Source organism: Ruegeria sp. AB7, from assembly GCF_056542625.1.
Window position 1 is genome coordinate 176,943 of sequence record NZ_JBQGAC010000001.1, and the last position, 21,061, is coordinate 198,003.

Genomic DNA, 21,061 nt, shown 5'->3' on the forward strand with positions numbered 1-21,061 from the left:
GGCGAGTGGCGGGCTAGGCCGCCGTCATTCGAAAGGCTTCACGTTCGATCTCCATGAACACCCGACCAGCCGTGCCGACCGAGGCGTAGAGAACCGAGTTCTCGGCACCTTCCAAATCCGAATAGAAATGCGCGGCCCAGGGCCCGATATGTTTGCTCCAGAACGCCTTTTGATCTTCCAGCGTGGCGGGCGCGCCGAACCGACCGACGATCATGCCCGCCATCATTTCCATTAGCGAGGCGATGTTGTCTTCGGGTTCATATACATTCTGCGCCCGGGTGATGCCCCGCGCGGCCATGTCATTGCGCAGCTGCGCCAGGGGTTTTTCGTTCAGAAATCCCGTCAGGTAGAAAGAGGCATAAGGCAGCAGTTCGCCTCGGCCCAATCCGATGAAAAGTGCGTTGAATTCGCGCTCTGCGGCGGCAGGCTTGGTCACCTTGGCCACCCGTGCCATTGCCTGAATGGCCTGACCTAGATCCGAGTCATCACCGCTTAGCCCGGCCATCTGATCCAAAAGCAACTGATCCGGTGGACCGGCCAATAGCAGGCCAAGAAAATTATAGAAATCCGCACGCAGACGATCCTCAGTTGAGATATCCAATGTTTGCGCGTTGTCTGCGGTCATAGAGTTATCCTTCGAATTCGAATTTCATACGGCGTGGAGCAGGGGGAAGTTCGATCTCCTCTGGCTCTTCCATTTCAGCCATCTGTGGGGCTTCCGGTTCAGGTTCGACGGCGTTGATCGGTTCTTCACCGGACTCGATCGCCTCGGGCATGTCAGCTTCTGTTTCTGCTTCGGACATTTCTGCCTCGGCAGCGAGCGCTTCGACATGCGCCAACATACCCTTGCCAACCTGATATGCGGTCTGGATGTTCTCAATCACGCAGGCCGCATCGGTATAATCCTCGCCGTAATCGACCAGCCCGTCGACATTGGCCAGAACAGGATTCAACCGCCATAGGCGCCGCAAGGCGCGGCGGCGCAAACGGTCAGGTATAGCTTTGGCCATGAAGCCCGAGACATCATCGCCGGCTTCCAGCGTATCGGGATCGGGCAGATCAAACTCGGCCAGAATTTCGGCGTCGCTTTTTTCCTCCAGCTCAGCTTGCCGCGTTGTGATGATCTGTTCCTCTGCGGCCAAAGCTTCTGCTTCGGTCTCGGCCTGAACGGCGGCCTTGCGGCGGGACCAGAAATCGCGGGCCTGGGTCATTGCAGCACCCGACGCGGAGCCCGGTAGACATCTGAATCCTGCCGGATTCGTGCATCGCCCTTGCCGTCTTCCACCAGATCGGTGCGTTTCTTGTCCCGTTTACGTTTTATGAACACCTCGTCCTGATGATGCTGCAGGGTGAAATCGCGGAGCCATGCAATCAACCCTTCGGTCATCGGAATCTTCTCAACGATCTCTTCGCCGGTATCCGCATAATCCTGCCCCTCGAACGGTGAGGCGGTGATCAATACGGCATTCAGGGGTGTTTCGCCTTTCAGCTCATCCCGCAAAACCAGGTATAGCGAAGGTTGACCGTCCGACAGGTTGACCATGTAGGCTTCGGTTTCATCGGCCCACAGGGTGAGGGGCAGGGTGGCTGCATGGTATTCGATGGCCTCACCTTCACGTCGCAACTCTTGCCAGTCGGCAGGCTTTGCACCTGGCAAAACAGCGACCGCGCGCCAGTTCCAACGCGCCCAGCGTGTCACCCCGGGTGTTCTGCGCACGACGACGCCAATTGTCATTTCAGTCCGGCTTGCGGCCTTGGCCACTGGCTCCTCCCCGGAAGGCTCTCCCCTGCCTTCCATTGATGTACTATGTTACATAAATTGGCGACCTGCCAAGTCTAGTTTCGCCTAATATGAGACATTCAGTTAGAGTTTATTTCCAACTTCAGGTTTTGATGGCGATTTGTGATGAAAAATAATGCACATATCGGGATTTTCTCTGATGCTTCGCATTGCCTCGGCGCGGATTGGGTCTAAGCTGCTGATGGGGCAGAACGCAGCGTCGGGAGGGGAAATGGCCAGCAAGCTCATATTGTGTGATTGCGAGGGGACGCAGTCCCTGAACGCAGATGGTATTTCTGCAGCCTGCGATACAGAGTGCTCGAAGGTGCATACCGCCCTTTGTACGCGCCAGATTCAAACTGCCGCCGAGTTGATGACGGGCGATGAGCAGGTGGTGTTTGCCTGCGCTCAGGAAAGTGCAGTTTTTAGCGAGCTTGCCGAGGAACTGGGTGTTGAAGCGCCCGGATTTGTCGATCTGCGCGACCGAGCTGGCTGGTCCGAACAGGGGACCGATGCAACCCCCAAAATGGCTGCGCTCGCGGCTGAGGCATTACTGCCGCAGCCAGTGACCCCAAGTTTCGATGTCATCAGTGAAGGAACCTGCTGTATTGCGGGGCCCGGAGAGGTTGTCTTTCCGTTGGCCGAACAGCTGTCCGCTGTGTTGGCCGTGACTGTGCTTTTGGTTGACGATGCAGAACCGCTAAGCCGCAACTATGACGTTGCGCGCGCACGAATACGCAGACTGACCGGCGCGCTGGGCGGATTTGTTTGGCATCTGGATGAAGTGCAGCAACTAGATACCGGTGGACGCGGAGAATTTGGTTGGAGCGCACCCCGTGACGGTGCAACGTCGCGCTGCGACATTGTTGTTGATCTGATCGGAGCAGCACCTTTGGTTAATGCCCCCGAAAAGCGCGAGGGGTACTTGCGCGCTGATCCCCGCGATGCGGTGGCCGTCGCGCGTCTTGCTTTTGAAGCGGTGCAACTGGTCGGGACCTTTGAAAAACCGCTCTATGTCCGATTGGATGAGACGCTTTGCGCCCATTCGCGAGCGGAACAAACGGGGTGTTCCAACTGTCTGGACGTCTGCCCGACCGGTGCGATCACACCGGCTGGCGATCATGTAGCCATTGATCCGATGATTTGCGCTGGGTGCGGTGAGTGTTCGGCGTTGTGCCCGTCGACTGCCATTACATATGAAGATCCTCCGGTGTCGGCGGTATTGTCGCGGATGCACATACTGGCCCGGACCTTCCGGCGCGCGGGCGGCGTTGCACCGCGATTACTGGTGCACGACGCCCATGGGGCGCAGATGATCCGGATGGCGGCCCGGTTTGGACGGGGACTGCCAGCGGATGTCATTCCGCTTGAGCTGAATGTGGTTTCGGGCTTTGGACATGCCGAGATGCTCGCAGCGCTGGCGCATGGCTTTGCGCGCGCCGATATCCTGATTAGCCCCAAGACCGAACGGGACGCGCTTGATCGTGAATTAGAGCTGGCTCGGGCTATCGCAGTGCACGACGCGCTGAGTCTGATTGATGAAACCGACCCGGATGCGCTGGCAGATCTGCTTTATGCGCAGAATGTTCCGCAGCCATTGGCTGATCCGGTGCTTCCACTGGGTAATCGTCGTCAAATAGCGCGTCTGGCGGCGCAAGCTTTGAACCCGGAGGTCGAGGTGCCGCTGGCCCTGCCCGAGGGCGCGCCTTATGGCGCGATTGCAGTGAATACCGACACCTGTACATTGTGCCTGAGTTGCGTGTCCCTTTGCCCATCGGGGGCGCTGATCGATAACCCGGACAAGCCGCAGTTGAATTTCCAGCAGGACGCCTGCCTGCAATGCGGGATTTGCCGAACGATCTGCCCAGAACAGGCGATCACACTAGTGCCCCAGCTTGATCTGAGCGACCAAGCGCTGTCACAACAGGTGCTGAATGAAGAGGAACCCTTTGAATGCGTCGAATGCGGCGCAGCGTTTGGCGTTAAATCAACGGTTGAGCGGATCATGGAAAAGTTGTCGGGCACACATCCGATGTTCGCGACCTCGGATCAGGCGCGGATGATCCAGATGTGCGACAATTGCCGGGTGAACGCCCAGTTCCATAGCGCTGACAATCCGTTTCAATCCGCCCCCAGACCTCGGGTTGTCACAACGGATGATTACCTTTCAAAGCGCAAGGATCACTGAAGTTGCAGTGGCGCGCCCAGATCGGCGGCGCGCATGGCGGTCACGAAAGCCAGAATTGCTTCGAGGTCATCCAGGCTCATCTCGACCGGATGGATCGGCGAGGGGCGCTCGGGCGGGAAAGGTTCGGTGACGCCCTCGATCTGCGTGAAAGCTGGGTGTGGGTTCAGGGCAAAGAACGCCTGAAACCGTTCCGACCAGTCGGGCATTGCGCGCAGCACTGCGAAAGACGGGGTCGAACCCAGCCCGTTCATCCGATTCTGTGGGCCAATCACATGGCACCGGCCACAATGGGTCATCGACAGATCTTCGCCAAGCAGCGCGTTTCCGTCGACCACGACCTCTTTGGTAACAGTGGCAGTTTCGAAACTTGCGCTAAAGGGCGTGCCCTCGTCGGGGATGAAGTTTTCAACCGTCCGTCTGCCAATGTCGGAAAGTAGCCATTCACGAAACCTTACCTGCTTGGCGCTGTCGTCGATTCTTAGATGATAGACCACCCCGTCACGGGCAAAGACCGGATCGCCGGGCGAACTTGGGGCCAGTGACATGACGCCGCTTTCATCCGCAACAACACGTATACCGGTCTTGAGAGAAAAGCGCGGAAGAATATGTTGCAAAAGACCTGAGTTTGTCACTTCATCCGGAGCGGCAAGGCCCAATGCCTCTTGCGACCAAGAGGGGGTGGCGGTGAGCGTCAGGCTCAGGCACAACAGGACAAAGCGCATGGTTAAGCCTAACGGTGGCTGACCCGATGCGTCAAATGTACAAAATGAGACGGAGACACATGCAATGAGCGGCGACTATATTCTGTCGATACGCAAGGCGCCCAGCGTGGGGCGGATCAAGGGGAAGACGGCATGAGCATCCGTGATGCAGTTCTAGCGAACTTAAAGAAGATTACCGATCCGGTTTCTGGTCAGGATATTGTGAGCGCGGGTATCGTGCGTGCATTGAATGTTGAAGGCGATACCGTTCGGTTTGTGCTGGAGATCGATCCCAAACAGGCCGAGGAGATGGAGCCCGTACGCGCCACAGCCGAACAGGCGGCGCAGATGGTTGATGGTGTTTCCAAGGTCTCGGCAATGTTGACCGCGCATTCGGACAAGGCGCCGCCTGATTTGAAGCCCAAGCCAAAGCCCTCGCAAACCGGACCGCAGGCCGTTCCCGGTGTGGACCGGATCATCGCGATTGCGTCGGGCAAGGGTGGCGTGGGCAAGTCCACCGTGTCGGCCAACCTTGCCTGCGCGCTGGCTGCTGAAGGCCGTCGCGTAGGCCTGTTGGACGCAGACGTATATGGCCCTTCACAACCCCGGATGCTGGGTGTGTCGGGGCGACCGGCCAGCCCAGATGGTAAGACGATCCTGCCGCTGCGCAATCACGGTGTCACCATGATGTCGATGGGGTTAATGACCAACGAAGGGCAGGCGGTTGTCTGGCGCGGCCCCATGCTGATGGGCGCCTTGCAGCAGATGATGAGTCAGGTGCAATGGGGCGCATTGGATGTGTTGATCGTTGATCTGCCCCCCGGAACCGGCGATGTGCAACTGACGCTGAGCCAAAAGTTTCAGGTGGATGGAGCCATTGTCGTCTCAACCCCACAGGATGTTGCTTTGATCGACGCCCGCAAGGGGATCGATATGTTCAACCAGCTCAAGACGCCCATTGTTGGGATGATCGAAAACATGTCGACGCATATTTGCTCGAATTGCGGACACGAAGAACATGTCTTTGGCCATGGCGGTGTTGCCTCAGAAGCCGAGGCGGTGGGCGTGCCATTGCTGGGGGAAATTCCGCTGCATCTGGATATCCGAGTTGCCGCCGACGGGGGTGCTCCCATCGTTGTCAGCAAACCTGACAGCCCGCAAGCCGAAGCCTTCCGCAAGATCGCCCGCGACATGATTGCCAAGGGCAAAGCGTGACCCAGCCGGTCTTTCCCCCATTGCTCAAAGGGCAACCTGCCAAGGCTGGCGAAGACCCGTTCGAGCGTGCCCAGGCGATGGCAGCGCTGGGCTGTGACGCGGGAACTGTGGTCCACAATATTCAGGCGGATCGTCTGCGCGTTGCGATAGTATTCGCGCCCGAGGTTCCGTTGCGGGATGCTATGGCGATGCTGCCGCTTTGTGCTGTCGGGTTCCAGAATGCGCTGGGCGCGCTGGCCCCACCCGAGGTCGCGGTGCACTTGGGTTGGGATGGGCTGATCTGTGTAAACGGTGCAAATTGTGGGGCAATAAAAGTTGCAGCGTCGTCTGCCGAGGTGGATGAGGTTCCCGATTGGCTGATCGTTGGTTGGGAACTGGCCTTGCTTCAAACCAGCGATGCACCAGGGGAAACACCGGATGTTACCTCGCTCTATGATGAAGGATGCGCCGAGGTTTCTGCGACGCAGTTGGTCGAGAGTTGGTCGCGTCACATGTTGACCTGGTTGAACCGCTGGACCGAGGACGGTAACGCGCCGATTCACGCTGAGTGGATGGGGCTGCTGCGCGGTGTCGGAGAACCTATTGGAGAAGGGGGTGTCTTTCTGGGCACCGACGAGCGCTTCGGTATGCTGATCCGCGACGGCGCGGACACACATTTACGCCCGCTGACAGAATTATTGGAGACCGCCAGATGAAACTCGCCCGTGCTATCCATTTTGATGAAAGCGATATGAACGTGTTTCATTCACCCGCAAGAACCGGTGAATGGTGCATCTCGGGCGGATTCGAGTTTTCGAACTGGAGTGAGGCTGATCTGGAAGGCAAGGCGCGTCAGGCCTTTGCCAATGGATGGCTGGGGCTTGAAACCTTCGGGCGCGTTACATTTGTTGCCGTCACACAAGTCGAGCAGGCCGAGATTGACCAGATCACGCAATATCTGGCCGAGCATTTCGTGCAATTCTACGGCGCGCCTTCGGTTGAAGCCGCGTTAGAAGTGGCGCAGGCCGAAGTCTCACATATGTCCGAGCTGTGCGAAGATCATGCCCCGAACACATTGCTGACCGTCGCCCGAGAGCTGACGGGGGCAGGGGTGCACGAGGCATTCCGAGTGATCACCCCGCAAGAGACGCAACTTGAAGCGTTGGCCGTCCACGGCTCGCTGGACGATTAGATCAGATCGGCGAAGCCGCCGAATTGTCCGCGCTTGAAGATCAGCCCCTGACCTGGGCGATGCATGACCTGTTCAACATGACCAACAAGGATCAGGTGGTCACCTGCCTCATGACGGGCCGACAGGCGGCAATCGAAGCGGGCGAGGCATTCCGCAAGTCGGGGGCGCCCGGCGTCATCCTCCTGCCAATCCGCATGGGAAAAATCGAACCCGTTTCGCGCGAATTGCAATGCTTGGTCGTGCTGGTCCTGCGCCATTACATGGATCGCGTAATGTTCGCAGTTGTGGAACGCGTCGTACCGGTTCGAGCCCCGATCAAGACACCACAGGACCAGCGGCGGGTCCAGCGATACAGACGCAAATGAGTTCACCGTGATTGCTGCAGGGCCCTCGGAGGTATTTGTGGTCACAACGGTGACGCCGGTGCCGAAACAGCCCAAGGCCTCGCGAAAGGCAAGGCTTTGCTCGGGGCTGGGAATGAAAGTTTTTTCCGTCATCGCGCGCTCGTACATGGGCCTGTCTCAGGTGCCACGCGACGCCGGGATTGTCCACGGAAAGCTGCGGTGATTTTAGGAATTTCTGGTCAGTTCAGGTCTTCAAGCAACCGTCCGTGTTTGCGAGTCTCGGTGATGACGTCGCCAAAGGTCACCAAATTACGGGCCGTAAGCATCGGTAGCATCCGAACCAGCACTTCGGCGGTCGCGACGGCATCACCCAAGGCCGTGTGACGCAAGGCTTCCGGGATCGTTATGCCTAACCGCTCGCAGACCGCGTCCAGCGTATGCGTTTCGCTTGCCCCGAACAGCACCGCCGACAGCAGGACCGTATCCAGAATGGGGTGGCTCCATTCCACCCCCATACGCTCGGCATGGCGGCGCAGGAAAGCCATGTCGAATGGTGCGTTATGGGCAACAATGACGGCATCCCGGGCAAATTGGTGAAAGCTGCGACCGGCCTGGGCAATATCAGGCGCACCCTGAACCATCCGGTCGCTGACCTTATGCACTTTGGTTGAGGCTGGGGGGATCGGGATGCCGGGGTCGACCAGGGTATCAAGCCGTTCGCCTTCGACGATCTTACCCTTTACGACGCGCACCGCACCGATCTGTACGATCTCATCCTTATGCGGGAGCAGGCCCGTGGTTTCGGTGTCAAAGACTACGAAGCAGAGGTCCAACAGGGGTCTATCTTCAAACGCGTCGTCACCGGGTGTGTCGAGAAGTTCGAAATCGTAAACCAGAGGGCGGGCCGCGTCGGGTTCGATTTGCGCGGCACTGTCATCGAAGACCAGCATGTAACCGGGGGCATCGCCCAATGGTTTCATACGGGCAGAATAGGATTGCCGCCCATCAACACTGGTTAGTGTGCAATGGACGTCTTTCCCGGTTTTGATCAGCTTCGCGTAGGAATCCGTCAGACCGGTCGCTTCGAGGTAGTCAAAAAGCGAGGCGTTTAGCCGAGGATGTGCGATCTGTGCCAGAACCTCAGCCGCCTGCGCGTCATATAGAACGATCTGATGCTTCGGCCCGGCCAAAAGCATTGCAACCGGGATCTCGGTCAGCAGCGCGGTGAGACGCTGTTTTTCCGATGCCAGATGGGCCGTTTCCGCGGCCACGGCCTCAGCCGTGGTCATGGCGTTGGCAGCCAGTTGTTCGGCCAGTCCAGCGGCGGCGGGAGCCAGATCGCCCAAATAGCGCGCCGCTTGAAGGTCCAGATCCGTGCTGACCCCGGCGTGTGCGCGCGCCCGGAGTTGGGCCGAGAGCCGCTCGATTGGTTTTGCAACGTTATCATCAAAAAGAAGCCAGACTCCGGCAACCAGCGCCAACATTCCAAACGCGATCAGTATCTCTGCGAAGATGAACGCATCCATAAGCGCGGGATCACTTGCCCTCTGATAACCGACCCACAAAGCCAGGGTGCTGATGATCAGCCCTCCTGCCGCAAGTAATAGGAAGAACAGGAACACCCTCAGGCGCAGGCTCAGATGGTTCAACATAGTCAGACCCCGCAGGTTGCCTCGATTACCGGATCTTCAGCGTCGATCTTGATCCAGCTGGCGTTCAGCAAACGTCCGTCATCGGCGAATTCGGCCCCGTCTGCCAGGTTGGCGCGGCTGTTTTCGGCGCAGTTTACAGCGACCGGCATCTTCGAGACCGGTGCCCAGCGTCCAAAGAAGTAAAGATCGACCAGACGCTCGTCCGGCAAATTGGCATTTGTGCGTACCGATGTGGCGTCGATTGCAGCAAAGCGGTCGACAAAGGGCACGGCATACGTCCATGGACGATAGAAGGCGCGGCTTTCCACCTCCTGCACGATGGTGAGGCTGTCGGGCAGTTGGTCGCGCGTACGGTCATACCAAGAATACTCGCTGGTAATCGTCATACCGATCATCCCCGCACCTGCCGCAACCGGCGCGGCCCATTTGGGCAAGCGGCCCCCGGTCAGCTTGTTCACCACCATCACGACACCCGCAAAGGCAAAGCCTGCAAAAATCGTGCCGATCAGTTCCAGAAACATGTGATTTCTCCGTTCATTTCCAGTTTCTTAACCCAGCATTCCTTTGCCATGGCCAACCGCTGATTGCATGGTTTTTACCACGACAAAGGCATCGCGGAGATGACTTCGCTCAAAGTCCGACAATTCAGCGGGTGGTAGGTAATTGTCCGGTGCATCCCCGGATTTGACCAGACGCACTTGATGTTCCAATCGGGTCTCAGCGATCAGGTCATATGCGTCCAGTAAATCGCGTGCGCCGGACGCGCTGAGCACACCCGCAGCCTCGGCGGCGCTAAGACGGGCGCGGGTGTTCGCTTCGGTTAATTGTCCCTGCAGGCTGTAGATGCGTGCCAGATCCACGACAGGCACCACGCCATTATGCTTGAGGTCGAGCGTATTGCGATGCTCACCCGAACGTATGGTGGCGAATCCACGCAGCAGGCCCAGAGGAGGCGTGTGTTTCAGTGAGTTCGAAATCATATGCGCGACAAAGATCGAATTCGCATTGGCTGCCGCCAGCGTATCGGCCTGCAGGTCGGTGAACAGATCGAAGGACCCTCCGATGGGCCGCAGGTCAAACATCACCGAGGCCAGCATTTGCGCCTCAGGGTTGGGTTTGGCAATCCAGCCATTGAAATACTCGCGCCAGACACGCACGGGCTGGCACCAGCGAGGGTTGGTCGCCATCATGTCACCGGGGCAATAGAAATAACCGCAGGTATCCAGCCCGTCTGAGACGAATTTGGCCAGCGCAGCGAAGTAGGCCATATCACCGACCGCCACACTGTCATCTAGCATCAGGCAATTGTCCTGATCAGAAACTCCGGTCTGTTCCTGCCGTCCTTGCGAGCCGCAAGCAAGCCACAAGTAGGGCACTGGCGGCGCACCCAGTTCAGCCTCAGCCAGTGCCAGCAACCGCCGCGTCGCAGTGTCTGCGATGTCGGTGATCAGCCGTGTAACGATCTCGTGCCGGTTGCCGCCCGCTACGAGTTGGACCAGCAGTTGTGGTATCTCAGCGTTGACTTGAGCCATCTCTTGCGGGCTGTCGGCGCGGGCAATTCGTCCTACCAACTCGGCAGAATTGACCGCCTGATAGCGGGTGAGGTCGGTTTGGGTTACGATTCCGACCAGCTTACCGGCCTCGGAAATTGGAATATGACCGATGCCACGTTCCATCATCACGTGTAATACGTCCGAGCCGATATCTGTCGGGGCAAGAATGATTGGATCGGCGGTCATGATCGCCGAAACCGCGGTGTCAGCGGGCATCGCCTCGGCGACGTATTTGCCGGAAATATCGCGGAGGGTTGCGATACCCAACAATCTGTCCCCTTCGGTCACGCAAAGCGATGAGATATGGCGGTCGCGCATGATCTGCGCGGCGTTTTGAACCGGAGTATCGGGCGGGCAGGTGGCAGGGTCACGAGCCATCAGCACGTCAATTGCACTGGTAGCCAGGCTTTGCGGTCCGCTCCGCCCACCGCGTGAACGGTTAAAGAACTTGGACACCACATCGTGACCTTCGATCAGGTTTTTCACAAGGTCTGGCGGCAACACGATCAACACTGACGGCGTGTGCGCGCGCGCATGTGTGGCGGCTTTGCCGTCCTTCAGCAATCCGCGCTCACCAAAAGAATTGCGCAATCCCAGATGCGAAACGACAGCGCCGTTTTCATCGGTAATTTCTACCTGTCCTTCATAGATCACAAAGACGCCGGGCAGAGCGTTGCCCAGCTGGTAAATGCTGCCATCGGCATCGACTTCGCGCACTTCGATCTGCTTGGCCAGATCGTCCAAAGCATCATGGGGCAACGAGTCATAGGGGTGTACAGACTTCAGAAACCGGGTGATTTCGTCATGGGACAGGGGCATTTACGCTCTCCGGAGTTCCGAATAAAAAATCCCGCCCGGTGGTGTGCCGGGCGGGAACAGTAAGTCGAAAGATGCGATCGAAGACAAGAGCCGCCGACCGCATCACACTCAGTGATCCTGAGCTGCGCCCGCACCACGGGGAATGCGAATGCTTTCGACCATATCTTTGATCTCCTGCGGAGTCTCTTTGGTCATACCGGCAACGACGTAGGCAACGCCGAAGTTGATCATCGCACCGATGGCGCCGAACGAGGTCGACTTGATCGGACCCAGAAGCGGATCAGCATCGGTGAACGAGTTGGTGCCCGGAATGAACAGCCAGCCCTTATGCAGGAAGATGTAGACCAGGGTTACGGTCAGACCAGCCAGCATACCTGCAACCGCGCCGGTGTTGTTGATGCGGGTCGAGAAGATCCCCATCATCAGCGCCGGGAAGATCGAGGCTGCTGCCAGACCAAAGGCCAAGGCCACGGTTTGTGCCGCAAAGCCCGGAGGGTTGAGACCCAGATAGGTTGCAACGACGATGGCTACAGCCATGGCAATCCGTGCCGCCAGAAGTTCACCCTTTTCAGAGATCGACGGGTTGATTGCACCTTTGACAAGGTCATGGGACACAGCCGACGAGATCGCCAGCAGCAGGCCCGCAGCGGTTGACAGAGCAGCCGCAAGACCACCAGCAGCGACCAGACCAATCACCCAACCTGGCAAGTTGGCAATCTCAGGATTGGCCAGAACCAGGATGTCGCGGTTGAACTTGGTCAGTTCGTTACCAACCCAGCCCTTTTCTTCCGCGATCGCGGTCATGGCTTCCGACTTGTCGTTGTAGTACTGGATTTTGCCGTCGCCGTTCTTGTCTTCCCAATCCAGCAGACCGGTTTTCTGCCACGTGGCCATCCAGTCATAACGCGGATCGTTGTCGATTTCTTCGACCGAAACAGCGCCACCTTCGATGCCACCATTGGGCCACATCATGTCGGTGATGTTCAGGCGCGCCATTGCACCAACAGCAGGAGCCGTCAGGTACAGCAGAGCGATGAAGACCAGCGCCCAGCCTGCCGACCAACGTGCGTCAGACACTTTGGGAACGGTGAAGAAGCGCATGATGACGTGCGGCAGACCAGCTGTACCGATCATCAGCGACAGGGTGAACAGCACCATGTTCAGCGTATTCGAGTGGTGGGCCGTGTAGTCGTTGAAGCCCAACTCGGTCACGATGGCGTCCAGCTTGGTCAGCAGGGGTTCACCGCTGGCGGTGTCACCAAACAGACCCAGCGCCGGAACAGGCGTGCCGGTCAGCTGCAGCGAGATAAAGATGGCCGGGATGGTATAAGCGGTGATCAGCACGCAGTACTGAGCGACCTGAGTGTAGGTCACGCCCTTCATCCCACCAAACACTGCGTAGGCAAACACAACGCCGGCGCCGATCAGCAGACCTGTAGTGTTGGACACTTCGAGGAAGCGGCCAAAGGCCACGCCAACACCGGTCATCTGACCGATCACGTAGGTCACCGACGCAACGATCAGACAGATAACCGCCACGATACGTGCGGTCTGGCTGTAGAAACGGTCGCCGATGAATTCCGACACGGTGAACTTGCCGAACTTACGCAGGTAAGGAGCAAGCAGCAGAGCCAGCAGCACGTAGCCACCGGTCCAACCCATCAGGAAGGTCGAGTTGTCATAGCCGGTAAAGGCAATCAGACCCGCCATCGAGATGAACGAGGCCGCAGACATCCAGTCCGCTGCTGTCGCCATACCGTTGGTGACCGGGTGAACGCCGCGACCGGCGGCATAGAATTCCGATGTGGAACCCGCACGGGCCCAGATCGCGATGCCGATGTAAAGCGCAAAAGACGCGCCCACAAACAGCAGGTTGATGGTAAACTGATCCATGCCGATTACTCCTCGTCCACGCCGTGTTCAGCGTCGAGCTTGTTCATGCGCCAGGCGTAGTTGAAGATCAGCACCAGAAAGACCAGAATCGATCCTTGCTGAGCGAACCAAAAGCCCAGATCTGTACCGCCAACGGCGATGCCGGACAGCAGCGGACGCAGCAGAATGCCGAATCCAAACGACACCAGCGCCCAAATCGCGAGGCTGATGTAGATGAGGCGCAGGTTGGCCTGCCAATAGCCCTTGTCGGCTTCGGCAGTCTGCGCGGAGTTTGTTGAATGATCCGCCATCGCGGGTTCCTCCTTCGCTTCCCTCATTGGCGGCCCATTGCCCAACTCCTCCAGTGCGGTGGGCCGCTTCTCGGTTGTGCCAAACGCCCCGTGACGTCAGGCATAACTTCTCTGGTCCGCCAAGGCGGGTCCATTGAAGTATTCTGATTTAGGATCAAAGCCCTAGGGCTTATCTCCTCCCCTTATTTCATGACCTCGCCGACAATCCCTTGAAGGTCTTGCGCGATGTCGTCGATCTGACCCATGGCATCGATGCCTTTCAGCACACCTTGGGCTTGATAGTAGTCAATCAATGGTGCGGTTTGCGCGTGGTAGGCAGCAAGCCGTGAGGCAACCGTCTCAGCATTGTCATCGGCGCGGCGCTTGAATTCTGTGTGTCCGCACTTGTCGCATTTGCCGTTTTCGACGGGCTGCTTGTACGTGTCGTGATAGCCCTCACCGCATCCGGCGCAGGTGTAACGACCCGAAATCCGCGTCACCATCTCGGCGTCTTCAACTTCAAGGCTGATGGCCGCGTTGATCTTCTGATCTGAAGACGCGAGCAGACCATCAAGAGCCTCGGCCTGGACTGTGGTCCGAGGGAAACCATCCAGTATGACGCCCTTGGCGCAGTCCGGTTCCGCCATGCGGTCGCGCAGGATCGCGATGACGATGCCGTCGCTGACAAGATCGCCTGCCTCCATAACCGCTTTGGCAGCATTACCAGCCTCGGTACCTGCGGCGACCGCGTCACGCAGCAGATCACCGGTGCTGAGTTGTACAAGCCCGAACTTCTCTTCAAGCATACGAGCCTGCGTACCCTTCCCGGCGCCCGGAGGGCCGAGAAGGATCAGAACAGCGGGGGATATGGTCGTGGCAGCGTCCATCACATCCTCACTTGTTTGCCCGGTTTTCGATCAGGTCTTCGACCACTGACGGATCGGCCAGGGTCGACGTATCGCCAAGCGAACCAAAGTCGTTCTCGGCAATCTTGCGCAGAATTCGGCGCATGATCTTGCCCGAGCGAGTCTTGGGCAGGCCGGGGGCCCACTGGATCACATCAGGCGAGGCAATCGGGCCGATCTCGGTCCGGACCCAGGTGCGCAGCTCTTTCAGCAGCTCATCCGACGGCTCGCGGTCATTCATCAAAGTGACATAGCAATAGATGCCTTGCCCTTTGATTTCATGGGGGTAACCAACCACAGCGGCCTCGGCGACGGCGGCATGGGCGACCAGCGCGCTTTCCACCTCGGCCGTGCCCATCCGGTGGCCGGAGACGTTGATTACATCATCGACGCGGCCAGTGATCCAGTAATCGCCATCCTCATCGCGACGGCAGCCATCGCCGGTGAAGTAGTAGCCTTTGTAGTCCGAGAAATAGGTCTTCTCGAACCGCTCATGATCGCCCCAGACGGTGCGCATCTGACCGGGCCAGCTGTCTTTGATGCACAGAACACCCTCAACGCCATTTCCCTCGATCTCAACACCGGATTGCGGGTCCAAAACCACCGGCTGGATGCCGAAGAACGGTTTCATCGCCGAGCCCGGCTTCATCGCATGCGCACCGGGCAGGGGGGTCATCAGGTGACCGCCGGTTTCGGTCTGCCACCAGGTGTCAACAATCGGGCATTTACCTTTGCCAACAACTTCATTGTACCAGTTCCAGGCTTCCGGGTTGATCGGCTCGCCGACTGTGCCCAGCGTCCGGAGATCGCTCAGGTCGCATTTCTCGACGAACTCGGTACCCTGACCCATCAGAGCGCGAATTGCCGTCGGAGCGGTGTAGAACTGGTTCACCTTGTGCTTTTCGCACACCTGCCAGAAGCGTGATGCATCCGGATAGGTCGGCACGCCTTCGAACATCAGTGTGGTCGCGCCGTTGGCCAGTGGACCGTAGACGATATAGCTGTGGCCGGTGACCCAGCCGACATCGGCGGTGCACCAGTAGACGTCGCCTTCATGGTAGTCGAATGTGATCTCATGCGTCATCGCGGCATAGACCAGATAACCGCCGGTCGTATGGACGACACCTTTGGGCTGACCGGTCGAACCGGAAGTATAGAGAATGAACAGCGGATCTTCGGCATTCATCTCGGCGGGTGCGCAATAGTCATCCGCTTCAAGCGCCATTTCGTTGTAATCATAGTCGCGGCCATCAATCCAAGTGGTCTGCCCACCGGTGCGTTTGACCACCAGACATTTCACGCTGTCTTTGCAGTGCAGCAGGGCCGCGTCTGCGTTGGACTTCAGCGGAGTCTTGCGGCCACCACGTGGTGCCTCATCGGCAGTGATGACGACCTTGGCATCACATCCGTTGACTCGGGCTGCCAACGCATCGGGTGAAAACCCAGCAAATACAATCGAATGGATTGCTCCGATCCGTGCACAAGCCAGCATCGCATAGGCTGCTTCAGGGATCATCGGCAGATAGATCACAACGCGGTCACCTTTGCGCACGCCCATCGACTCGAGAATATTGGCCATGCGGCAGGTGCGACGGTGCAGTTCGGCGTAGGTAATGTGCTGAGCTTCGTCGTTTGGATCATCCGGTTCCCAGATGATCGCGGTCTGATCGCCGCGCGTATTCAAATGACGGTCAAGACAGTTGGCCGAGACGTTTAGCGTGCCGTCCGCATACCAGTTGATACCAACCGAACCAAAATCATAGCTGACGTCTTTGACCTGAGTATAAGGCTTGATCCAGTCAACGCGCTTGCCTTGCTCATCCCAGAATGCTTCGGGGTTGTTGATCGACGCAGCGTACATATCTGCGTATTTGTCGGCGTCGACATGCGCACGGGCGACAGTTTCTGCGGATGGCGGATATGTCTTGGCATCTGCCTGGGCAGCGGTAGTCATCTTTGAGGCTCCTCCCTCTGGACTGGATTACATGGGATCGATTTTGCCAGCCGATCAGGCAATGTCGATCCGGTTCCTCCCCAAGTTGAATAATACGGGGATCAGAAAAGAAATAAATAAATTGCCATAATCCTTGGATTTCTTTGTAAAGAAATTTCATTTCCGGCACTAATATTGTAAACAACTCTGAAATTATGCATGAAATATATTTTAAAACAATAAGATAGCTGTAATGACATCAGCGCTCATTGGCATGTGTCTGGGGCTTTGGCCGATAGCTTCACTTTAATCTCGAAGTCTGGTGGCGATAACACCACTTCTCCTCGCAGGGGTTGGCAGCTTCTAGACTTGGCGCTAGCTTCACAATCAAGCATCCCGATAGGGGGCGCAACTAAGGGAGATACCACTATGAAAAAGATGTTGAGCGGTGCGGCTTTTGCCGCCCTGAGTGTGGCGTTTGTCACCGAAGCAGCCGCGACCGAATGGAATGCCTCGGTCTGGGGTAAGCGCCGCGCATTTACCGAGCATGTTGAGAAACTGGCTGAACTGGTGAACGAAAAAACCGGCGGCGATTTCACCATCAATGTTAGCTATGGCGGATTGTCGAAGCCCAAGGAAAACCTGGATGGAATCGAGATTGGCGCGTTCGAGATGGCGCAGTTCTGTGCGGGCTATCACCGCGATAAGAACCGCGCGATCACCGTTTTGGAACTGCCCTTCCTTGGCGTAAACACATTGGATGAAGAGGTGGCCGTCAGCCACGCAGTCTACGATCATCCAGCAGTCAAGGACGAGATGGCGCAGTGGAACGCGCGCATCATCATGACTTCACCGATGCCTCAATATAATCTTGTTGGTACCGGTGACCCTCGTGATGAGCTTGCCGAGTTCGACGGTATGCGCGTACGCGCAACTGGCGGTTTGGGGCAAGCATTTGAAGCAGTTGGTGGCGTACCTACGTCCGTGCCTGCGACCGAAGCCTACAATGCGATGGAATCTGGCGTGGTCGATACCGTGGCCTTCGCTCAGCATGCGCATTTGTCATTCGGGACGATCAACGAAGCTGACTGGTGGACGGCCAATCTGAATCCTGGAACGGTAAACTGTCCGGTGGTGGTGAATATCGACGCTTATGAAGCGCTGCCAGCCGAACATCGCGAAGCGCTGGACAGCTCGATTAATGAGGCTATCGATCACTATCTGGCCAACTACGGTGGACTGCTTGAAAAGTGGGATGGCGTGCTGGCAGAGAAAGGCGTTGAAAAGGTCGAGATTGACGATGCCGTGCTTGAGGAGTTTCGCGCCAAAGCCGCTGATCCTATTCGCGCGAAGTGGATCGAAGACATGACCGCCCAGGGTCTGCCTGCGCAGGATCTTTATGATCTTGTGCAATCGACGCTGCAACAGCAGCGCGGCGGTAACTGATCGCCACAGCCGGGTGTCATTAGGCACCCGGCATCTCCTTCAATCAAAGGAATGCTGAGATGGCAGGACATGCCACGGTGCTTGAGGATGGCAGTCTTCTAAGCCGGTTGGATCACCGTTTGTTACGTCTAGAGCGTTTTATGGCGCTGATCAGCGGTTTCGCGGTTTTCGGGCTCATGGTGCTGGCTGTTGTGTCAGTCAGCGGCCGAAACGCCTTAAACGCGCCTTTGCCCGGATATGTTGACTGGATTGAACAGGCGATGCCCCTGATCGCGTTTCTGGGTATCTCGTTTGTGCAACGTGATGGCGGGCATATCCGAATGGATATCGTTATCTCGCGTCTGAAAGGGCGGGCGCTGTGGTTGTTCGAGCTGATCTCGGTTCTGTTGATACTGCTGCTGATGCTGGCGCTTGTTTGGGGTAGTTGGTCCCACTTTGACCGGTCCTTTGACTTCGGCGCTCCGATGTGGAGTCGCGACAGCTCAATTGATATCGGGATTCCTATTTGGCCAGCCAAGCTGCTGGCACCCGTTGCTTTTTCGGTGCTGTGCGCCCGGCTAATCTTGCAGGTCTGGGGCTATGGACGCGCCTTCATGCTGGGGCTCGAGGCACCGGTGGCCGTACCGCTGATACAGGATGCCGCCGCACAGGCTGCAGCCGAGGCCGAACAATTCGAAGGACGTAACTGACCCATGGACACGATTGATATCGGCCTTTGGGTCACTGCCGGACTGTTGGTTCTTGTCGTCACTGGCATGCGGGTGGCATTTGCTGCAGGTCTGGCAGGGTTGGTTGGCCTTGTTTGGATATTCTGGGCAAAGTTTGGGTATGATCCCGAGCGGTTTGGTAAGGCACTGGCGGTGGCCGTCAAAACGGCTGGCCAGGTGCCACATTCCAAGGTGGCGTCTCATACGCTGAGCCTGATCCCAACATTCATCCTGATCGGCTATCTAGCCTACTACGCTGGCCTGACCCGCGCCTTGTTTGAGGCGGCAAAACGCTGGGTGGCATGGGTGCCTGGCGGGTTGGCCGTTTCAACGATTTTTGCGACCGCCGGTTTCGCCGCCGTATCAGGTGCATCGGTCGCCACATCAGCCGTCTTTGCGCGCATCGCCATCCCTGAAATGCTGGCCGTCGGGTATAACAAACGTTTCGCCGCCGGTGTGGTTGCCGCTGGCGGAACCTTGGCCTCGCTAATCCCTCCATCCGCGATCCTTGTGATTTACGCCATTATTGTCGAACAGGATGTGGGAAAACTGCTGCTCGCAGGCTTCATCCCCGGCGCGTTTTCGGCGGTGATCTATGGCTTGCTGATCGTCGGTATCGCCGTGATCTTCAAGTCCGTCGGACCGCCGGTCACCGGGTTTACCTGGAAACAACGATTTGCTGCTCTTCCGGGCGCACTGCCCATTGTGGCGGTGATCCTCATCATAATCTGCTTTGTCTATAACCCCTTCGGCGACAAGGCTTGGGGCACCCCGACCGAGGGCGGGGCCATCGGGGCCTTCATCGTGTTCTGCTTTGCCCTGATCCACGGCATGCGCTGGCCTGAATTCAAATCGGCCTTGCTTGAAACCGCCAAACTGACCGCCATGATTTTCGCGATTATTTGGGGTGTTTTGATCTACGTGCGCTTTCTTGGTTTCGCAGATCTGCCGGGGGCGTTTTCCGACTGGATCACTTCGCTCGAAATGTCGCCTATGTTGATCCTCATTTGCATCCTGCTGGCCTACGCAGTGCTGGGCATGTTCATGGATGCGATCGGTATGTTGCTTTTGACACTTCCGGTTGTGTATCCCGCCGTTATGGCCCTGAACGGAGGCGAGGCCGTCAGCGCAGCAGACAGCGCCTTTGGTATGTCCGGGCCGATGTGTGCGATCTGGTTTGGTATCTTGGTGGTCAAAATGGCCGAGTTCTGCCTGATCACACCTCCTATTGGTCTAAACTGTTTTGTTGTCGCAGGCGTGAGGCCCGATCTTAGTGTTCAGGATGTCTTCAAGGGTGTAACGCCGTTCTTCATTGCCGATGCACTTACCATCGCACTGCTGGTGGCCTTTCCAGGGATTGTTCTCTACCTGCCATCGCTTGCGGGATAAGAAAAAGCCCCGGCCAAAGGCCGGGGCACAGTTTTAGAAGTGCGGGTTCTTTATCCTGCCCGCATCAACATCCCGAACAGATCCCGCGGGTCGTCAGGGTCTGCCAGCATATCCAATGCCTCATAGAAATCAGTGCCTTCAATCGCGCTTTTGATGTAACGTAGTGCCGAGAAGTCCTCGATCGCGAAGCCGACACTGTCGAACAACGTGATCTGTCGATCATCGGTACGCCCTGTGGCTTGTCCGGTCATAACTTCCCACATCTCGGTGACAGGGTGATCATTCTCCAGAGCTTGAATTTCACCTTCGATCCGCGTTTGCTCGGGGTATTCTACAAAGATATTCGAGCGCAGAAGGATATCGCGGTGCAGTTCGGTTTTGCCGGGGCAATCACCGCCAATGGCGTTGATGTGCACACCGGGGCCGACCATGTTGTCGGTCAGGATGGTGGCGTATTTCTTGTCAGCGGTGCAGGTCGTTATGATCTGAGCGCCTTCGATTGCGTCCTCCGGTGTTTTGCAGGGCACGACCGTCAGCCCTTTGCCCTGCAGATTGGCTGCACATTTCGCCGTCGCGTTCGGGTCTGTGTCGTAGAGCCGGACCGTATCGATGCCGCACATGGCTTTGAAGGCGAGGCACTGGAACTCGGATTGCGCGCCGTTTCCAATCATCGCCATCGTCGTCGCGGATTTGGGCGCGAGATATTTGCCGACCAGCGCAGAGGTTGCCGCTGTCCGCAAAGCAGTCAACATCGTCATTTCGGTCAACAATGTCGGGTACCCGGTATAGACATCAGCCAGCAGGCCAAACGCGGTCACGGTCTGCAGGCCCTCAGACGTGTTCTTGGGATGCCCATTGACGTATTTGAACCCGTATGCCTCACCATCCGAGGTTGGCATCAGTTCGATCACCCCATGTGGTGAGTGGGCCGGGATGCGGGGCGTTTTGTCAAAGCTCTCCCAGCGTTTAAAATCGGATTCGATCTGCGCGGCAATCTGCGTGATCATCTGTTCGACCCCGATGTGGTGGACCAGACGCATCATGTTGTCGACGGATACAAACGGCACGAGGGCCTTATCAGAAGGTTGCATCAAAG

20 protein-coding genes are annotated in these 21,061 nt (G+C 57.6%); 7 read left to right on the top strand and 13 right to left on the bottom strand.

The features are described from left to right. Positions 1 to 13 precede the first annotated feature (13 nt). From ACR0EN_RS00930 to ACR0EN_RS00940, 3 genes are read right to left on the bottom strand one after another with little or no spacing between them, the layout of a single operon-like run. Entirely contained in the window at positions 14 to 625 is a 612-nt protein-coding gene (locus ACR0EN_RS00930; RefSeq protein ID WP_170393360.1) for a molecular chaperone TorD family protein, read from the bottom strand. A 4-nt stretch (positions 626 to 629) separates the two neighbouring features. After that, positions 630 to 1,211: a DUF3306 domain-containing protein gene (locus ACR0EN_RS00935; protein ID WP_170817656.1), complete on the bottom strand. Its 582-nt coding sequence runs from the start codon at positions 1,209 to 1,211 to the stop codon at positions 630 to 632. Next, positions 1,208 to 1,762 (bottom strand): DUF3305 domain-containing protein, encoded by a 555-nt coding sequence (locus ACR0EN_RS00940; RefSeq protein WP_170393358.1) that lies wholly within the window; start codon positions 1,760 to 1,762, stop codon positions 1,208 to 1,210. The genes ACR0EN_RS00935 and ACR0EN_RS00940 overlap by 4 nt, the downstream gene beginning before the upstream one ends. Before the next feature lie 250 nt (positions 1,763 to 2,012). On the opposite strand from ACR0EN_RS00940, the gene ACR0EN_RS00945 reads away from it, so the two are divergent. Then, a complete protein-coding gene (locus ACR0EN_RS00945) occupies positions 2,013 to 3,968 on the top strand; it encodes a 4Fe-4S binding protein (RefSeq protein WP_480585663.1) in 1,956 nt (651 codons plus the stop codon). Here the strand turns inward: ACR0EN_RS00945 and ACR0EN_RS00950 are convergent. Continuing rightward, positions 3,962 to 4,690, bottom strand: coding sequence for a cytochrome c family protein (locus tag ACR0EN_RS00950; RefSeq protein WP_170510435.1), 729 nt, complete (start codon positions 4,688 to 4,690; stop codon positions 3,962 to 3,964). The two genes, ACR0EN_RS00945 and ACR0EN_RS00950, sit on opposite strands and share 7 nt — an antisense overlap. Positions 4,691 to 4,822: 132 nt before the next feature. Here ACR0EN_RS00950 and ACR0EN_RS00955 point away from each other — a divergent pair, with 132 nt between their 5' ends. From ACR0EN_RS00955 to ACR0EN_RS00965, 3 genes are read left to right on the top strand one after another with little or no spacing between them, the layout of a single operon-like run. After that, positions 4,823 to 5,884 carry an Mrp/NBP35 family ATP-binding protein gene (locus ACR0EN_RS00955; protein WP_480584798.1) on the top strand — a complete coding sequence of 354 codons (1,062 nt, stop codon included), beginning with the start codon at positions 4,823 to 4,825 and terminating at the stop codon, positions 5,882 to 5,884. Next, positions 5,881 to 6,579, top strand: coding sequence for a biotin/lipoate--protein ligase family protein (locus tag ACR0EN_RS00960; RefSeq protein ID WP_480584800.1), 699 nt, complete (start codon positions 5,881 to 5,883; stop codon positions 6,577 to 6,579). Before ACR0EN_RS00955 ends, ACR0EN_RS00960 begins: the two co-directional genes overlap by 4 nt. Next, on the top strand, positions 6,576 to 7,055 hold the full coding sequence (locus tag ACR0EN_RS00965; protein WP_170393354.1) for a DUF6505 family protein: 480 nt from the start codon (positions 6,576 to 6,578) through the stop codon (positions 7,053 to 7,055). The genes ACR0EN_RS00960 and ACR0EN_RS00965 overlap by 4 nt, the downstream gene beginning before the upstream one ends. Here the strand turns inward: ACR0EN_RS00965 and ACR0EN_RS00970 are convergent. From ACR0EN_RS00970 to acs, 8 genes are all read right to left on the bottom strand, one after another. After that, the gene (locus ACR0EN_RS00970; protein WP_170421191.1) at positions 7,052 to 7,552 is read right to left on the bottom strand and encodes a flavin reductase family protein; all 501 of its coding nucleotides are present in this window, start codon (positions 7,550 to 7,552) and stop codon (positions 7,052 to 7,054) included. The two genes, ACR0EN_RS00965 and ACR0EN_RS00970, sit on opposite strands and share 4 nt — an antisense overlap. An 86-nt stretch (positions 7,553 to 7,638) precedes the next feature. Beyond that, positions 7,639 to 9,051 (bottom strand): 3'-5' exonuclease, encoded by a 1,413-nt coding sequence (locus tag ACR0EN_RS00975; RefSeq protein WP_480584803.1) that lies wholly within the window; start codon positions 9,049 to 9,051, stop codon positions 7,639 to 7,641. Between the two features lie 2 nt (positions 9,052 to 9,053). Continuing rightward, positions 9,054 to 9,572, bottom strand: a complete 519-nt coding sequence (locus tag ACR0EN_RS00980) for a hypothetical protein (protein ID WP_170393351.1) — start codon at positions 9,570 to 9,572, stop codon at positions 9,054 to 9,056. Between the two features lie 27 nt (positions 9,573 to 9,599). Beyond that, a complete protein-coding gene (locus ACR0EN_RS00985) occupies positions 9,600 to 11,423 on the bottom strand; it encodes a DUF294 nucleotidyltransferase-like domain-containing protein (RefSeq protein WP_480584806.1) in 1,824 nt (607 codons plus the stop codon). Between the two features lie 108 nt (positions 11,424 to 11,531). After that, the gene (locus tag ACR0EN_RS00990) at positions 11,532 to 13,316 is read right to left on the bottom strand and encodes a sodium:solute symporter family protein (RefSeq protein ID WP_170393349.1); all 1,785 of its coding nucleotides are present in this window, start codon (positions 13,314 to 13,316) and stop codon (positions 11,532 to 11,534) included. Between the two features lie 5 nt (positions 13,317 to 13,321). Then, positions 13,322 to 13,606: a DUF4212 domain-containing protein gene (locus ACR0EN_RS00995; protein WP_010439512.1), complete on the bottom strand. Its 285-nt coding sequence runs from the start codon at positions 13,604 to 13,606 to the stop codon at positions 13,322 to 13,324. A gap of 182 nt (positions 13,607 to 13,788) precedes the next feature. Beyond that, positions 13,789 to 14,472 carry an adenylate kinase gene (locus ACR0EN_RS01000; RefSeq protein WP_170731947.1) on the bottom strand — a complete coding sequence of 228 codons (684 nt, stop codon included), beginning with the start codon at positions 14,470 to 14,472 and terminating at the stop codon, positions 13,789 to 13,791. A 7-nt stretch (positions 14,473 to 14,479) separates the two neighbouring features. Next, on the bottom strand, positions 14,480 to 16,444 hold the full coding sequence (acs, locus tag ACR0EN_RS01005) for an acetate--CoA ligase (RefSeq protein WP_170405196.1): 1,965 nt from the start codon (positions 16,442 to 16,444) through the stop codon (positions 14,480 to 14,482). Positions 16,445 to 16,852: 408 nt separating this feature from the next. Here acs and ACR0EN_RS01010 point away from each other — a divergent pair, with 408 nt between their 5' ends. The 3 genes from ACR0EN_RS01010 to ACR0EN_RS01020 are packed head-to-tail and all read left to right on the top strand — an operon-like array spanning position 16,853 to position 19,965. After that, positions 16,853 to 17,869: a C4-dicarboxylate TRAP transporter substrate-binding protein gene (locus ACR0EN_RS01010; protein ID WP_170393346.1), complete on the top strand. Its 1,017-nt coding sequence runs from the start codon at positions 16,853 to 16,855 to the stop codon at positions 17,867 to 17,869. A gap of 59 nt (positions 17,870 to 17,928) precedes the next feature. Continuing rightward, on the top strand, positions 17,929 to 18,558 hold the full coding sequence (locus ACR0EN_RS01015; RefSeq protein WP_170393345.1) for a TRAP transporter small permease subunit: 630 nt from the start codon (positions 17,929 to 17,931) through the stop codon (positions 18,556 to 18,558). Between the two features lie 3 nt (positions 18,559 to 18,561). Beyond that, on the top strand, positions 18,562 to 19,965 hold the full coding sequence (locus ACR0EN_RS01020; protein WP_480584810.1) for a TRAP transporter large permease: 1,404 nt from the start codon (positions 18,562 to 18,564) through the stop codon (positions 19,963 to 19,965). Between the two features lie 50 nt (positions 19,966 to 20,015). On the opposite strand, the gene ACR0EN_RS01025 is transcribed toward ACR0EN_RS01020, so the two are convergent. Further along, a complete protein-coding gene (locus ACR0EN_RS01025) occupies positions 20,016 to 21,059 on the bottom strand; it encodes an ornithine cyclodeaminase (RefSeq protein ID WP_304621968.1) in 1,044 nt (347 codons plus the stop codon). Positions 21,060 to 21,061 lie beyond the last annotated feature (2 nt).